Origin of the sequence: Nonomuraea indica (genome assembly GCF_002850745.1) — a bacterium.
GTDB classification, from domain to species: domain Bacteria; phylum Actinomycetota; class Actinomycetes; order Streptosporangiales; family Streptosporangiaceae; genus Nonomuraea; species Nonomuraea indica.
The window spans coordinates 44555-59581 of the sequence record NZ_KZ559471.1 but is presented as its reverse complement, the minus strand read 5'-3'; the positions used below and the strand labels follow the sequence as shown (position 1 = coordinate 59581).

General features: G+C 73.9%; 15 protein-coding genes. 6 read left to right on the top strand and 9 right to left on the bottom strand.

Annotated features, from left to right (window positions below):
* Position 1: 1 nt before the first annotated feature.
* On the top strand, positions 2–1105 hold the full coding sequence (locus tag CXR44_RS17060) for a cobalamin B12-binding domain-containing protein (RefSeq protein ID WP_101787058.1): 1104 nt from the start codon (positions 2–4) through the stop codon (positions 1103–1105).
* Positions 1090–1461 (top strand): STAS domain-containing protein, encoded by a 372-nt coding sequence (locus tag CXR44_RS17055; protein WP_101787057.1) that lies wholly within the window; start codon positions 1090–1092, stop codon positions 1459–1461. Before CXR44_RS17060 ends, CXR44_RS17055 begins: the two co-directional genes overlap by 16 nt.
* Positions 1462–1525: 64 nt before the next feature.
* Here the strand turns inward: CXR44_RS17055 and CXR44_RS17050 are convergent, their stop codons facing one another.
* The gene (locus CXR44_RS17050) at positions 1526–2290 is read right to left on the bottom strand and encodes a nuclease-related domain-containing protein (protein ID WP_101787056.1); all 765 of its coding nucleotides are present in this window, start codon (positions 2288–2290) and stop codon (positions 1526–1528) included.
* Between the two features lie 160 nt (positions 2291–2450).
* Between CXR44_RS17050 and CXR44_RS17045 the strand changes: the two genes are divergently transcribed.
* Entirely contained in the window at positions 2451–3068 is a 618-nt protein-coding gene (locus tag CXR44_RS17045) for a TetR/AcrR family transcriptional regulator (protein WP_101787055.1), read from the top strand.
* Here CXR44_RS17045 and CXR44_RS17040 read toward each other — a convergent pair.
* From CXR44_RS17040 to CXR44_RS17030, 3 genes are read right to left on the bottom strand one after another with little or no spacing between them, the layout of a single operon-like run.
* Positions 3039–4205 carry an acyl-CoA dehydrogenase family protein gene (locus tag CXR44_RS17040; protein WP_101787054.1) on the bottom strand — a complete coding sequence of 389 codons (1167 nt, stop codon included), beginning with the start codon at positions 4203–4205 and terminating at the stop codon, positions 3039–3041. The two genes, CXR44_RS17045 and CXR44_RS17040, sit on opposite strands and share 30 nt — an antisense overlap.
* Positions 4202–5353, bottom strand: a complete 1152-nt coding sequence (locus CXR44_RS17035) for an acyl-CoA dehydrogenase family protein (RefSeq protein WP_101787348.1) — start codon at positions 5351–5353, stop codon at positions 4202–4204. Before CXR44_RS17035 ends, CXR44_RS17040 begins: the two co-directional genes overlap by 4 nt.
* A gap of 53 nt (positions 5354–5406) precedes the next feature.
* Positions 5407–6609, bottom strand: a complete 1203-nt coding sequence (locus tag CXR44_RS17030; protein WP_101787053.1) for an acyl-CoA dehydrogenase family protein — start codon at positions 6607–6609, stop codon at positions 5407–5409.
* A 106-nt stretch (positions 6610–6715) separates the two neighbouring features.
* Between CXR44_RS17030 and CXR44_RS17025 the strand changes: the two genes are divergently transcribed.
* Positions 6716–7294, top strand: a complete 579-nt coding sequence (locus CXR44_RS17025) for a GNAT family N-acetyltransferase (protein ID WP_101787052.1) — start codon at positions 6716–6718, stop codon at positions 7292–7294.
* A gap of 38 nt (positions 7295–7332) precedes the next feature.
* Here the strand turns inward: CXR44_RS17025 and CXR44_RS17020 are convergent, their stop codons facing one another.
* Positions 7333–7908, bottom strand: a complete 576-nt coding sequence (locus CXR44_RS17020; protein WP_245899225.1) for a TetR/AcrR family transcriptional regulator — start codon at positions 7906–7908, stop codon at positions 7333–7335.
* Positions 7909–8008: 100 nt separating this feature from the next.
* Here CXR44_RS17020 and CXR44_RS17015 point away from each other — a divergent pair, with 100 nt between their 5' ends.
* Positions 8009–9199 carry an FAD-dependent monooxygenase gene (locus tag CXR44_RS17015; RefSeq protein WP_101787051.1) on the top strand — a complete coding sequence of 397 codons (1191 nt, stop codon included), beginning with the start codon at positions 8009–8011 and terminating at the stop codon, positions 9197–9199.
* Here the strand turns inward: CXR44_RS17015 and CXR44_RS17010 are convergent.
* The 3 genes from CXR44_RS17010 to CXR44_RS17000 form a co-directional block, all read right to left on the bottom strand.
* Entirely contained in the window at positions 9102–9971 is an 870-nt protein-coding gene (locus CXR44_RS17010) for a DMT family transporter (RefSeq protein ID WP_245899224.1), read from the bottom strand. The two genes, CXR44_RS17015 and CXR44_RS17010, sit on opposite strands and share 98 nt — an antisense overlap.
* A 111-nt stretch (positions 9972–10082) precedes the next feature.
* Positions 10083–10457, bottom strand: a complete 375-nt coding sequence (locus CXR44_RS17005; protein WP_101787049.1) for a VOC family protein — start codon at positions 10455–10457, stop codon at positions 10083–10085.
* A 99-nt stretch (positions 10458–10556) separates the two neighbouring features.
* Positions 10557–11117 (bottom strand): hypothetical protein, encoded by a 561-nt coding sequence (locus CXR44_RS17000; protein WP_101787048.1) that lies wholly within the window; start codon positions 11115–11117, stop codon positions 10557–10559.
* Positions 11118–11230: 113 nt separating this feature from the next.
* On the opposite strand from CXR44_RS17000, the gene CXR44_RS16995 reads away from it, so the two are divergent.
* A complete protein-coding gene (locus CXR44_RS16995; RefSeq protein ID WP_101787047.1) occupies positions 11231–13873 on the top strand; it encodes an ATP-binding protein in 2643 nt (880 codons plus the stop codon).
* Here CXR44_RS16995 and CXR44_RS16990 read toward each other — a convergent pair.
* On the bottom strand, positions 13860–15026 hold the full coding sequence (locus CXR44_RS16990) for an MDR family MFS transporter (RefSeq protein ID WP_101787046.1): 1167 nt from the start codon (positions 15024–15026) through the stop codon (positions 13860–13862). The genes CXR44_RS16995 and CXR44_RS16990 overlap by 14 nt on opposite strands.
* Between the last annotated feature and the right edge of the window lies 1 nt (position 15027).

The following is a 15027-nucleotide window of genomic DNA, read 5'->3' as shown; positions in this document are numbered from 1 at the left end:
GGTGACCGCGCCGCACGACGGCCTCGCCGTATGGGCCGACCGGCTGTGGGACGCGGCGGTGGCCGGGGACGAGTACGCGGCCGTGGATGTCGCGCTGGCGGCCCTCGACGCGGGCGTCGACATGGAGACCCTGCTCATGGAGGTGCTCGCCGCGGTCCAGGCCCGGGTCGGCCGCGAGTGGGCGGCCAACCGGATCACGGTGGCGCAGGAGCACACCGCCACGGCCGTCAACGAACGCGTGCTCGCCGCGCTGGCCCACCACCCGATCGCCCGCCGGGCGGCGCGGGCGGGCGAGTCGGGGGCGGGCCGCGGCCGGATCGTGGTGGCCTGCATCGACGGCGAGTGGCACGCCTTCCCCGCGCGCATCCTCACCGAGGTGCTGCGCCTGCGCGGCTGGCGGGTGGACCATCTCGGCGCGCAGGTGCCCACCCCGCACCTGATCGCGCACCTGCACCGCACCGCGCCCGACGCGATGGCGCTGTCGAGCTCCATCGCCACCCGGCTGCCCGGCGCGCACGCCGCGATCACGGCGTGCCAGGCGACCGGCACGCCGGTGCTGGTCGGCGGCGCCGCCTTCGGCCCCGACGGCCGCTACGCCCGCCTGCTCGGCGCCGACGCCTGGGCGCCCGACGCCCGTACGGCCGCCGACCTGCTGGCGGGCGGTCCGCCGCCGCGCCCGGCCCTCGACCGGCAGGCGGTCGACGACCTGCCGCACCTGGACGACCAGGAGTACACCTTCGTCGCGCAGTCGGGCCCCCGGCTGGTCCGGGCCGTCATGGACGGGCTGCAACAGCGCATCCCCGAGATGGCCTCCTACACGGCCCGGCAGCGCCGGCACACCGCCGAGGACGTGGCGCACATCGTCGACTTCCTGGGGACCGCGCTCTACCTGGACGACCCGGAGCTGTTCAGCGGCTTCCTGTCGTGGACGGCCGGCATCCTCACGGCCCGCGGAGTGCCGCCGCGCACCCTGCTGCCCGCGCTCGACCTGCTCGGCGCGCGGCTCACCGACTTCCCCCGCGCCACCGGGATGCTGGCGCACGCCCGTGAGTCGCTGCGGGGCGACGAGCCCGAGTCGGAGGAACCGGCGTGGCGGACCCGCTGACGCTCACCACGACGCCCCGGGGCGGGCACGCCGTGGGCATCGACGTGCGCGGTGACCTCGACCACGCCACCGCGGGCGAGCTGCTGGAGGCGGCGACCGCCGTCCTGGGCACCGCCGCCCTGCGTGACCTGCATCTGGACTGCGCCGGTCTGGGGTTGTGCGACTCCAGCGGGCTGGCGGCCCTCCTGGTGATCCGCCGCCGGGCGGGCGAGGCGGGCGTCAGGCTGCACCTGGACCACCGTGGCGCCGGCCTGGACCGCCTGCTCGACCTCACCGGCACACTGGAGCACCTCACCGGTGACCCGGCCCCGCCGCCCGGCCGGACCCGCGACGCCGAGGGGGTCCGGGGGGCTTAGGAATGTGCCGTGGATCGCGCCGCCACCGGCGCGATGGTGAGATCCACCGGCCGGTCGGGGCCCGTCAGACGCGCTGGAGCTCGCGCGCCGCGGTGCGGGCCAGCACCTCGATCTGCTCGGCGTCGAGGACGACGTCCGGCACCGCCTTGATGCGCCTGGCCGCCACCCGCGGCTTCGCCAGGGTGATCCCCTCGGCGGTGACCGACCCGCCACGCGGCAGCGAACCGCAGTGGACGGCCAGCACGGGCGTGATCGTGACCTCGATCCCGGTCTCGCGGGTCAGCAGCTCGGCGAAGGCCGCGGCGGTGTCGACGAGCGGCTTGACCTCCTTCGAGCCGTACTTCTCGCCGAAGAACAGCCGCCCGCCGTACGCGGCGATGTCGGTGTCGGGGCTCCACGACTCGTTGTCGATGATCCAGACGCCGCCCGGGCCGATGACCAGGTGGTCGATCGACGCCTGCCCGCGGATCGCGCGGCCGTCGAGCACGCGGTAGCCCCGCCGGCCGAGCGAGCGGCGCAGCAGGCGGCCGGTGATGACCTCGCCGCGCCGCCTGCCGCGCCAGACGGCGGTGGCGTTGTACGTCCGCCAGCACCACCACCAGTCGGCGGCGGCCACGAGCGCGCCGGCCGCCAGGGCCCAGAGGACGAGCGGCTGGAGGTCGAACCTGATCGACAGCCCGATGCCGGCGACGACGCCGACGGCCGCCTTGACGGCCCTGGACTTCTGGCGGTTCTTGGTGTCCTCGCGCCAGAACTTCTCGTACCACCACTGGGGGGACGAGCCTGCGAACTTGGCGTCCTGCTGCACGTAGATAGAGCCACCGGGCACGGCAAACTCCCCGAATCAGTGTGAGGTGACCAACCGGGATCTGCCACGCCGAAGATCCCTCGCCGCATCTATTAATACCCCATACGAAGGAAGGGCACCCTAAGGTGACGGAAATAGCACCCACCCGTACAACCGATCATCCGACCAGTCGGTACGCTGGATGCGGTTGACGAGGGGGGAAACAGGCGTGAAGGAAGAGCCGGTGCGCGCGAGGCTGCTGGCCGCGGCGACGCGGTTGTTCGCCGATCGGGGCTTCGAGGGCACGTCCGTGCAGGAGATCGTGCTGGCGGCGGGCGTCACCAAGGGTGCCATGTACCACTACTTCACCTCCAAGGACGACCTGCTGCACGAGATCTACGCCCGCGTGCTGCGCATGCAGACCGATCGGCTGACCCGGATCGCCGACGGCCCCGGCACGCTGGCCGAGCGGCTGCACGCGGCGGCGGCCGACGTGGTCGAGACCACCACGGCCAACCTCGACGACTCCAAGATCTTCTTCCGGTCGATGCACCTGCTGGCTCCCGAGACCCAGAAGAGCGTGCGGGCCGACCGCCGCCGCTACCACGAGCGCTTCCGCGCCCTGGTGGCGGAGGGCCAGCGGGAGGGCGTGTTCAGCGACCGGGTGCCGGCCGAGCTGGTGGTCGACTTCTTCTTCGGCTCGGTGCACCACCTGGGCACGTGGTTCCACGCGGACGGGCCGCTGACCGGCGCCCAGGTGGGCAGGCACTTCGCCGACCTGCTGCTCGCCTCACTCCGGCCCGGGGACGTCCGCGAGTGAGGCCACCGCCGCGCGGTGGTCGCCTGGCGTGCCGAGCGCGATCTCGGCGGCCTTGGCCCGCTTGAGGAACAGGTGCAGGGGGTGCTCCCAGGTCATCCCGATCCCGCCGTGCAGCTGCAGCGCCTCCTCGGCCACCCGGACGGCCACGCCGCTGTTCCACGCCTGGGCGACGGCGACGGCCAGCGCCGACCCGTCGGCGGCGGCGGCCCGGGCGGCCGCCCTGGCCCGGACCACGTCGAGCCACAGGTCGGCCAGCCGGTGCTTGATCGCCTGGAAGGAGCCGATCGGGCGGGCGAACTGGCGGCGTTCGCGGACGTAGGCGAGCGTGGTGTCCAGGCACCACTCGGCGACGCCGAGCTGCTCCGAGGCCATCAGCCCGGCGCCGAACCTCAGCACCCCGGCCAGGTCCACGGCGCCGAGCCGGGCGGCGGGGGCGTCGGCGAACGTCACGGTGGCGACCGGCCGGGTCAGGTCGAACGACGGCGTCGCCTCGATCCGGGCCGCCGCCGGGTCCACGGTGTAGAGCTCCCCACCGGCCGGCACGAGCAGCACGTCGGCCACCTCGGCCCCGGCCACCCCGGACACGACCCCGGACAGCCGCCCCTCCCGGGCGGTGACCGACGAGCCGCGCCCCGGCTGGTACGGCGAGGCGGCCAGCGACACGACGAGCGCGGCCGTCTCCCGGCCCTCGGCGAGCCGCCCGAGCAACTCGCCGGACAGCTCGCCGGACAGTCCAGCGCGTAGCCCGTCGTGCGGCCCGTCGTGCGGCCCGTCGTGCGGCCCGTCGTGCGGCCCGTCGTGCGGCGCGTCGTGCGGCGCGCCCGGGTCGTCGCGCACGTCCAGCAGTGCCCGCGTGGCCAGCACCGCGCTGGTGAGGAACGGCACCGGCGCGACGCCCCGGCCCAGCTCCTCCAGCACGACCGCGGCCTCGCTCGCCGACGCGCCGGCTCCGCCGTACTCCTCGGGGACGAGCAGCCCGGCCACCCCGATCTCGGCCGCCAGCGTCTTCCACAGGGCCGGGTCGTGAGGGCCGGCCTCGGCCCGCTCCAGCACCGCGGCGGGCGGGCAACGGTCGGCGAGCAGGCCGCGCACGGCTGAGCGCAACTCCTCCTCGACCTCCGAGTACAGCAGCGTCATCGAGGCAGGTCCTTCCAGGGCACGTCCTTGTCGGCGCGGGGCTCGGCGGGCAGGCCGAGCACCCGCTCGGCGATGATGTTGCGCAGGATCTCCGACGTGCCGCCCTCGATGGAGTTGCCCTTGGCCCGCAGGTAGCGGTAGCCGGGGCCGCGGCCGTAGAAGTCGACGGTGTCCGAGCGGCGGAAGGTCCAGTCGTCGTAGCCGAGGTCGCGGCGCAGCTCGACGTCGAGGCCGGACAGCGCCTGGTTGAGCCTGGCGAACGACAGCTTCATGCCCGAGCCCTCGGGTCCGGGCTGGCCCGCGGCGAGCTGCTCGCGCAGCCGCGCGCCGGACAGGCGGGTCACCTCCGCCTCCACCCACAGCTCCAGCAGCCGCTGGTGCAGGTCGTGGGTGCGCAGCTCGGGGTGCGCGCGCCAGGTGTCGAGCACGGCGCCCGCCATGCCGCCGCCCTGCCGTACGGGGGCGCCGCCGATCGCGACGCGTTCGTTCATCAGCGTGGTCTGCGCGACGCGCCAGCCGTCGCCGACCTCGCCCAGCCGCAGGTCGTCGGGGAGCCGCACGCCGGTGAGGAAGACCTCGTTGAACTCGGCCTCGCCGGTGATCTGCCGCAGCGGCCGCACCTCCACGCCGGGCGCGTGCATGTCGCAGACGAAGTACGTCATGCCGCGGTGCTTCGGCACGGCGGGGTCGGTGCGGGCGACCAGGATGGCCCAGCGGCTGTGGTGGGCGCCCGACGTCCACACCTTCTGCCCGTCGACCACCCACTCGTCGCCGTCCCTGACGGCCCTGGTCGCGAGGGTGGCCAGGTCGGAGCCGGCGCCGGGCTCGCTGAACAGCTGGCACCAGATCTCCTCGCCGGTCCACAACGGGCGCAGGAAGCGGCGCTTCTGCGCCTCGGTGCCGAACGCCAGGATGGTCGGTGCGGCCATGCCGAGGCCGATGCCCTGCACGCCGGTGTCGAGCTGCGGGGTGTGGGCCAGCTCGCGTTCGACCACCTGTTGCAGCTCGCGGGGCAGCCCGAGCCCGCCGAGCCCTTCGGGGAACCACACCCATGCCAGCCCGGCGTCGAACCGGGCCCGCAGCCACTCCAGCCGGTCGCCGCCGGGGTCGTGCCGGTCGAGGAGCGCCGCGACGCGCTCCCTCAACAGCTCCTCGTGCCCCGTCTTCCCGGAGCCCGTCTCCTGCACCGCGTCCGCCTCTCTCACATGTACTTCTTCAGCTCGCGGTAGGCCAGCGACCGCTTGTGCACCTCGTCCGGGCCGTCCGCCAGGCGCAGCGACCGCGCGCCCGCCCACAGCGCGGCCAGCGGGAAGTCCTGCGAGACGCCGCCCGCCCCGTGCACCTGGATGGCCTTGTCGAGGATCCATTCCACGGTGATCGGCGTGGAGATCTTGATGGCCTGGATCTCGGTGTGGGCGCCCTGGTTGCCGACGGTGTCCATGAGCCAGGCCGTCTTGAGCAGCAGCAGGCGCAGCTGCTCGATCCGGACGCGCGACTCGGCGATCCAGTCCTGGACGACGCCCTGCTGCGCGATGGGCTTGCCGAACGCGGTGCGGTCGAGCGCCCGGCGGCACATCATCTCGACCGCGCGCTCGGCCATGCCGATGAGGCGCATGCAGTGGTGGATCCGGCCGGGGCCGAGCCGGGCCTGGGCGATGGCGAACCCGCCGCCCTCCTCGCCGATCAGGTTGTCGGCCGGGACCCGTACGTCCTCGAAGAGGATCTCGGCGTGGCCGCCGTGGTCGGCGTCGTCGTAGCCGAACACGTGCATGCCGCGCCTGATGTGCATGCCCGGGGTGTCGCGGGGCACCAGCACCATGCTCTGCCGGCGGTGCGAGGGCGCCTCCGGGTCCGTCTTGCCCATCACGATGAAGATCTTGCAGTCGGGGTTCATCGCGCCGGAGATGTACCACTTACGGCCGTTGATGACGTACTCGTCGCCGTCGCGGACGATCGAGGTGGCGATGTTCGTGGCGTCGGAGGAGGCCACGTCGGGCTCGGTCATCGCGAAGGCCGAACGGATCCGCCCGTCGAGCAGCGGTTCGAGCCACTCCTTGCGCTGCCACTCGCTGCCGAACATGGAGAGCACCTCCATGTTGCCGGTGTCGGGCGCGGCGCAGTTGGTGGCCACCGGCGCGAGCTGCGGGCTGCGGCCCATGATCTCCGCCAGCGGCGCGTACTGGAGGTTGGTGAGCCCCGCCCCGTGCTCGCCGGGCAGGAACAGGTTCCACAGGCCGCGCTTGCGCGCCTCGTCCTTCAGGTCGGCCAGCAGCGGCGGCGTGCTCCACCCGCTGGCGGCCGCCTGCTCGGCGAAGGCGGCCTCGGCCGGCAGCACGCATTCGTCCATGAAACGCAGCAGCCGCCCGCGCAGGTCCTCGGTGACGGCGTCGAAGGCGAAGTCCATGCAGCGAGCCTACCGACCGGCCGGTATGAGGTCCACAGGTGGTCGCCGGCAAAATCGCACGTGTGGCCCTCAACGCGCCCGGCCGGTCCTGCCTAGGGTGGCCGCCATGACCGCGAAGCTCCCCACGCCCGTGGTGCTCGAGAACGACGTCGTACGGCTCGAACCCCTGGCCATGTCCCACGTCCCCGACCTGTTCGCCGCCGGAGGCCGGGACGACGAGGTGTGGCGCTGGATGCCCACCCCGACGCCGCGCACGGAGGCCGAGCTGGCCGAGGTCGCCGCGGGGCTGATCGCCGACGACGCGCACGTTCCGTTCGCGGTCGTCGTCCGGGACGGCGGCCGGGCCGTCGGCTGGACCACCTACGCCGACGTGCCCGGCTTCGCCGAGAGCATCGAGATCGGCTGGACCTGGTACGGCCGGTCGGTCTGGCGCACGGCCGTGAACACCTCCTGCAAGCTGCTGCTGATCGACCACGCCTTCGACAAGCTCGGTCACAACCGGGTGCTGCTCAAGACCGACGTGCTCAACACCCGCTCGCAGAACGCGATCCGCCGCATCGGCGGGGTGCACGAGGGGACGCTGCGGCGGCACCGCAGGCGGGCCGACGGCACCTGGCGCGACACCGTCTACTTCGGCATCCTCGACGAGGAGTGGCCCGAGCACCGGGCCCGCCTGAGCAGCTGACCGGAAGGCGCCGCAGCCCGGCGCGGACGCGGCCTCCGCTACGGAAGAGCGGCAGGCGGGAGGTCGAGCATGCCGGACAGCAGTTCGCGCATGGCCTCGCGGAGCTCGGTCCGGGTGGGCACGGCGCCGGCGCCGGCGATCGCGTCGAACATCATGCCCTCGCCGAACGCCACCACCTGGCGCGCGTGCCGCACCGGGTCGCGCGAGCCGACGGCGGCGAGGAGGGCGACGGCGGGGTCGCGGAAACGGCGGCCCGCCCGGTCGTAGATCGCGCGCAGCTCCGGCCGCCTGGTCGCCTCCAGAGCCAGCTCGTAGCGGGCCAGGGTGCGCCGGCGGTCGTTGACCTGGACGTGCACCGCCTCGGCCAGCACGTCGGGCAGCTCCTCGCGGGAGGGCGGGCCGCCGCTGATCGCGGGAGCCAGGGCGTGCTCCTCCAGAGCGGTCAGGCGGGCCAGGGCGAGTTCGAGGAGGGCGGCGCGGGTACGGGCCAGGTTGGAGGTGGATCCGGGTGGCAGGCCGGCGGCCTCGTCCACCGCCCGGTGGGTCAGGCCGCGCATCCCCCGCTCGGCCAGCAGCGTGATCGCCGCCTCCGCGACCATGTCGGAACGCTTCACGAACACCGATCCTACGCGTGCGACTACACCCGTAGTCACACCCAACTACAGGCGTAGTAGCATGGGGCCGACTACAGGCGTAGTGACGAGGAGGCCGGACGTGCCGGAAGCAGTGGTGATCGGTGGCGGTGTGGGCGGGCTGACGGCGGGCGTCGCCCTGCGCCGCAGGGGCTGGGACGTGACGGTGCTCGAACGCGCCGGCCGGCTGGAGAACGTCGGGTCGGGGTTCGTCATCGCGGCGAACGCGTTGCGGGCGCTCGACACGCTGGGGCTCGGCGACCGGGTGCGCGAGCTGTCGCGGGTGCAGGGCGAGGTGGGGATCCGCCGGCCGGACGGCCGGTGGCTGGTGGCCACCACGGAGGACCGGGCGCGCGAGCGCTACGGCGACTCGATGGTCCTCCTGCTGCGCGCCACGCTCATCGGCCTGCTCGCCGAGGCGCTGGGCGGGGAACGGCTGCGGCTCGGCGTCGAGGTGACCGGGGTGGACCCGGACACCGGCACCGTGCGCGTCTCACCGGCGCGCCCGGAAGGCGCCGGCGCGGGCGAGCTGCGGGCCGATCTGGTCGTGGCCGCCGACGGGATCCACTCCGCGACGCGACGCGCGCTCTTCCCCGATCACCCCGGCCCCGTCTACTCCGGCGTGACGGCCTGGCGCGGGCTCGCGCCGCGCCCGGACGTGACGGTGTCCAGCACGGAGACCTGGGGGCGCGGGCTGGTGTTCGGCACCCACCTGCTCGCCGGCGACCTCGTCTACTTCTACGCCACGGACCTCTCCCCCGCCGGCGCGGTGCACGCCGACGAGCGCGAGGAGCTGCTGCGCAGGTTCGCGGGGTGGCACGAGCCGATCCCGGCGCTGCTGGACGCGGTCGAGCCGGAGCGGATCCTGCGCAACGACGTCTTCTCCTTCGCCACCCCCCTGCCCGCCTTCCACCGCGGCCGGGTGGCGCTGCTCGGCGACGCCGCCCACCCGATGACCCCGAACCTCGGCCAGGGCGCCTGCCAGGCCGTCGAGGACGCGGTCGTGCTCGCGCACGTGGTCGGCGAGGGCCAGGGGCTGGCCGCCTACACGGCCGCGCGGCGGGACCGGACGGCGGCCATCACCGGCAGCGCGATGTCGATCTGCCGGGCGACCCAGGTGCGCAACCCCGTCGTGGTCGGGCTGCGCGACGCCGGGATGGCGCTGGCCTCGCGGCTCAGGTCCGATCTGATGTTGCGCTCAATGGACGCGGTGCTGGGGTGGCGTCCACCGGCTTCGGCCGGGAATGGTCGGGGGCCAGCCGGCCCAGCGTGATCGTGCCCGCGATGGTGAGCGCACCCGCGAGCAGCGCGGGGACGGCGGTGGACGGGCTGGTCGGCAGCGGCTCGCCCAGCAGGATGGCGCCGGCCAGCACGGAGGTGATGGGGTCGACGACCTGCACCCCCGCGTACGCGATGCCGAAGTAGCCGACCGCGTAGGAGTGCTGCAGCAGCACCACGGCGCAGACCAGCAGCACCGGCACGGCGAGGGTGAACCAGTGCAGCAGCCGCCCCCAGTCGCCCTCCAGCCCGCCGCCCACCACGCGGACGAACGTGGACACGCTCGCCGTGACGGCCCCCGCCCCCACGGCGAGCAGCAGTGCCCGGCCCGGCCCGTGCATCCGGTTGGCGAGGAGCTGCGCGACGAGCACGATCGCGCCGATCACGCCGATGAAACCGAGCGCGGCGCCGTCGCTCAGGCGCGGCGTGACGTGGTGGGCCGGCACGAGGAGCATGAGCCAGAGCAGGCCCACCGCCACGGCGATCGATCCGAGGATCTCCGCCCGGTACGGCCGGCGTCCGAACATGAACGCGGCCAGCGGCACCGCGAACACCAGCGTCGCCACGCTGATCGGCTGCACCGCCACCAGCGGCGCCATGCTCAGCGCCACGGCGTGCAGGCAGGCCCCGGTGAAGGCGATCACTCCGCCGACCCACCAGCGGGGGCGCTTCACCAGCTTGAGCGAGGCGCCCTCCGCCACGGCTTCGTACTGCTGCAACGCCGCCCCGAGCGCGTATCCCAACGCGCCGACCAGGGCGATGAGCATGCCGGCCCACGTCATCGGCGGCCACGCAGGGGTAGGGATCGGTCCAGGAGCATTGCTCCAGACTACGGGGCGGACGCCGCCGGAGAATCATCCTTTAGGCTGAACGTCCCCTCAGGACGGGTCAGGGCAGACGCAGAAGAGGTGGCCCTCCGGGTCCTGCAGCACCACCCACCTGACGCCCTCGTCGGTCACGCCCGGCTGGAAGCCGGGCCTGGTGGCGCCGAGCGCGACGTACTCCTCGACCGCCTTCTCCACGTCCGGCACCAGCACGTCGAAGTGGAACTGCTTGTCGTCGCCCGGCCAGGCCGAGGGCTTGCGGCCGAGGTTGCGGCCGAAGTAGATGGACAGGGTGCCGTTGCCCACCGCGGCGTACTCGTCCTCGGCGTGCTGGATGTCCATGCCGAAGACCTGATGGTAGAACTCGGCCAGCTTCTTGGGCTCCGCGCAGTCGAGGGAGACCGCGAGGAGTTTCGCCTTCGTCGTCATGACACCGAGTCTTCCGGCCGTACCTGCCATCTTCTGTCAGGTACGGCGACCGTCATCCTGTCCTTCCCCCTGCGAACGGACGACGCCCGCGCTGGAGCCTCACTGGAGGGTGAGGGCGTCGGTTCCCCCGGCGACGAGGATGTCGTAGCCGTCCTCGCCCTCCTCGAACCCGGGGTCGGTGTGCGCGTACCGGGTCCGGGCCGTCGCGAAGTGCTGCTCGCCTATGGTCAGGCGGGTCGAGCCGCCGGTCACGGCCAGCCGTACCGGGACGCCGGCGGGACGCCGGAAGGTGAGGTCGGCCGCGCCTCCGGCGACGCGGACGGGCACCGTCCCGCGCGGTCCGGGGAGGTTCACCCGCACCTGCTCGGCCCCGCCCTGTAGGTCGAGCCCCGCCAGCCGCAGCCCGCGCAGGTCGGCGTCCACGCGCGCGGTGCGGCCCTGGACCTCCACCGTCCACGGTTCGGCGGCGTTGAGCACGATCCGGCCGCCGTGCCGCCGGTCGCCGACGTGGAAGCTGCGCGGGAAGTCGACGACGACTCCCCCGGTGACCGGCCGCACCTCCGGCAGCACACCGTCGAAGCCGAGGGTGTACGGCTCGGCCATGGCCGGGTCCACCCGGAGGGTGAGGTCGGCGGCGCCCGGCACGAATACGATCTTCACGGTTGCTCTCCTGTCGTGTTGTCGCTGGTCACGACGGTACGCAGGAGCGAGATCAGAGTAATCAGTCATATAGCGGTCACCGCTACCTAAGACGGCATAAGTAGGATCTTGAGATGCTCTACGGCAGGACTCGTGAACAAGAGACGCTCGACCGGCTCCTCCACGAGGCGGCGGGAGGCGTCAGCGGCGTCCTGGTCATCAGCGGCGACCCGGGCGTCGGCAAGTCCGCGCTGCTCGATCATGCCGCGGAGCGCGCCGGCGCGGAATTCACGGTGCTGCGCGGCATGGGCGTGGAGTCGGAGGCGGAGCTGCCCTACGCGGGATTGCATCTGTTGCTGACGCCCGTGCTGGAGCAGGTGGCGGACCTGCCGGAGGTCCAGGCGACGGCGTTGCGCGGCGCGCTGGGCATGACCGCGACGCGGGCCGGTGACCGGTTCCTGGTCGGGGTCGCGGTGCTGAGCCTGCTGGCGGCGGTGTCGGCGGAGCGGCCCCTGCTGTGCGTGATGGACGACATGCAGTGGCTGGACCGGGCCTCGGCCGACGCCTTGCTGTTCGCCGCACGCCGGCTGCGCAGCGAGCGGGTGGCCCTGCTGCTGGCCGCGCGCCAGGAGTTCCACGCGCCCGGTCTGCCGGAGCTGCGGGTGCCCCCGCTGGCGGCCTCGGCCGCGGGCGAGCTGGTGGACGCGATCGCTCCCGGCCTGGCCGGGGACGTACGCGCGCGGGTGCTGGCGGAGGCGGGCGGCAACCCGCTGGGACTCATCGAACTGCCCCGGAACGCGTCCTGCGGCGAAGACGTGGGTGAGCTGCCGCTCACCCGCCGGCTGCTGGAGGCGTTCGGGCAGCGCGCCACGGCGCTGAGCGAACCAGCCGGGACGCTGCTGCTGGTGGCGGCGGCGGAGGACACGGGCGAGCCGGCCCTGATCCTGCGGGCCGCGGCCCGCCTGGGCGCCGACGAGCGGGCCCTGGAGGAGTGCGAAGGCTCCGGGCTCGTCGAGGTGGCCGGTACGCGGGTGCGCTTCCGCCATCCGCTGGTCCGGTCGGCGGTCTATCAGGCGGCGGGCTTCGCCAGGCGCGGAGCGGTCCACCGGGCGCTGGCGGAGGTCAGCGCTCCCGAGCGGCGGATCTGGCACCTGGCCGCCGCGGTGACCGAACCGGACGAGGAGCTGGCCGCCGAGCTCGACCGGTCAGCCGAGACGTTCCTGCGGCGCAGCGGGCACTCGGCCGCGGCGGCGGCGTGGGAGCGTGCCGCGCTCCTCACTCCCGGACCGGAGCGCAGGGCCGCGCGGCTGGCCAAGGCCGCCGAGGCGGCCATCTCCGCCGGGCGGCTGGGCCGGGCGGCCCAGCTCACCGACCAGGCGGTGCGCCTGACCAGTGACGAGCTCGTCCTGGCCCATCTGGCGAACCTCCGGGCCGACGTCGACTTCGAGCGCGGCGCCGTCGAGGCCGCGAGCCTCACCCTGCTGGAGGCGGCCAGGCCGCTGGCCGTCGCGCATCCCGGCCGCGCCACCTCGCTGCTGATCCAGGTCGTACGCAACGCCTGGTACACCCATGACCTGAAGCTCGCCCGCCAGGCCACCGACGTGCTGCTCTCCCTGGACCACGGCACCGACCCGGCACGACCGGCGCCGGCCATGGCCCGCGGGATCACGGCCCTGCTGGAGGACGATCCGGAACGGGCTCTGCCGCTGCTGCGCCAGGTGGTCGACGGCGCGAGGCACGCCGGCCAGGGAGAGTACGGCCTGCGCAACGGCGCTCTGTCGATCGCGCTGCTCATCGGTGACCACGCCACCGCGCGGGGCATGGCTCGTGCGCTGGCCGCCGAATGCGCCTCGCTCGGCATGGTCGCCTGGCTGCCGCACGTTCACCTGGCGCTGGCCGCCGTCGAGCTCCTGGAGGGCCGTCACCTGGACGCGGCCGCCGACGCCGACCACGCCGAGCAGGTGGCGGCGCAGACCGGTCAGACGCATCTGGAGGCGCAGGCGTGCGGGGTGCGGGCCTGGCTCGCCGCGGTCCGCGGACTGGAGGAGGACTGCCGGCGGCTCGCCGAGCGGGCCGCGGCGACGCCCGCGGGCCAGGTGTGGGCGCGATGGGCGCTGGGCGTGCTGGAGCTGGGCCGCGGCCGTTACGAGCAGGCTGCCGGTCACCTGGCCCGTGCCGCCCGGCAGCAGCCCGCCGCCACCCCCGACCTGGTCGAGGTGCTGGTCAGGCTGCAGGAGCCGGAGCGTGCCCGCGCGGCGTGCGACCGGTTCGCCCGCTGGGCGGCCGCCACCGGCCGGCCGTGGGCGCAGGGCCTGCTGGCCCGCTGCCGGGCGCTGCTGGAGGACGACGAACGGGACTTCACCACAGCCGTCGATCTTCACCAGGCCGCCGACCATCCCTTCGACGCCGCGCGCACGCGGCTCCTGCTGGGTGAGCGGTTGCGGCGCGAACGGCGCAAGCAGGAGGCCCGGGAAGCCCTGCGGGAGGCGATGGACACCTTCGAACGGCTGGGTGCCCGCCCCTGGCTGGAGCGGGCTTCGTCGGAGCTGCGCGCCACCGGTGAGTCCCTTGCCAGGAGCGCCGACACCGACGTGCTGTCGCGGCTCACGCCGCAGGAGCTGCAGGTGGTACGGCTGGCCGCGACCGGAGCCAGCAACAAGGAGATCGCCGCCCAGCTGTTCCTCAGCCCGAGGACCGTCGGCCACCACCTGTACAAGGCGTATCCGAAGCTGGGCGTCACCACCCGGACCGAGCTGGCCGGCCTCATCCTGCCGTGACGCGCAGCGGGATCTCCACGACGAGCGCGGCGACCACGACGGCGGCCACCGCGATGACCGTCAGCGCGGCGAAGGCGAGGTGGAGGGAACCCGGCTCGTACAGCGCCCCGGTCATCGTGACCCCTGCCACGCCGCCGAGCTGGCGCAGGAAGGGACCGGCGCCGCTGGCCACACCGACGTCCTCGGCGGGGACGCTGTTCTGCGCGACCAAGGTGACCAGTTGCATGAGCATGCCCGCCCCGAGGCCCAGCACGGCCAGAACGGCCCAGCCTGCGCCGGTCAGCGCGATGCCCGCCGTACCGGCCGCGATGAGGACTGTCCCCGTCACCAGCACCGGCCGGTAGCGGCCGGTGCTGGTGATCACCCGTCCGGACAGGAAGGACGCGGCGACCGTCCCGGCCAGCAGCGGCAGCAGCAGGACGCCGCTGGCGGCCGCGGAGTCGCCCCCGGCCTGCAGATGGAGCGGGAGATAGGTGACCGAGGAGAGCATCACCGCGCCCTGGAGCGGGGCGAGGATCGCGGCGAGGGCGAAGTTCCGTACGGCCAGCAGACGCGGCGGCAGCACGGCCAGGTAGTCGGTCAGGCGCCGGGCGCGGCCCTCCCTCACCCGTGGCGGGAGGCGTACCAGCAGGACGAGCGTCACGAACGCGACGGCGCCCAGCGGAAGGTTGATCAGATAGGCCCAGCGCCAGGACAGCGCGTCGGCGAGCAGACCGCCCGCCAGCGGGCCACCGATCATGGCCACGGCCGTGACGGCCGTGACGTACCCCTGGTAGCGGGGGCGTTCGCGGGGCGGGAGCAGTGCGGCGAGCACGGTGACGACGCCGACCATCAGCCCGCCCGCTCCGACGCCCTGCACCGCCCTGGCCGCCACCAGCTGGGGCATGTCCTGCGCCGCCGCGCAGGCCGCAGACCCGATCTCGAACAGCGCGAGCGCGGTCAGCAGCACCCGCTTGTGCCCGAGCAGGTCGCCCGCCCTCCCCCACAGCGGCAGGGTCACGGTGGAGGCCGCCGCGTAGGCCACGACCACCAGCTCCACCTGCTCCCCGCCGCCCAGCTCGGCGACGAGGGCGGGGGCGACGACGCCGGTCAGCGTGGTGTCGAGCGTGGCCAGCAGCAGCAGGATCAGCAGACTCGCGAAGACGATCCGCATG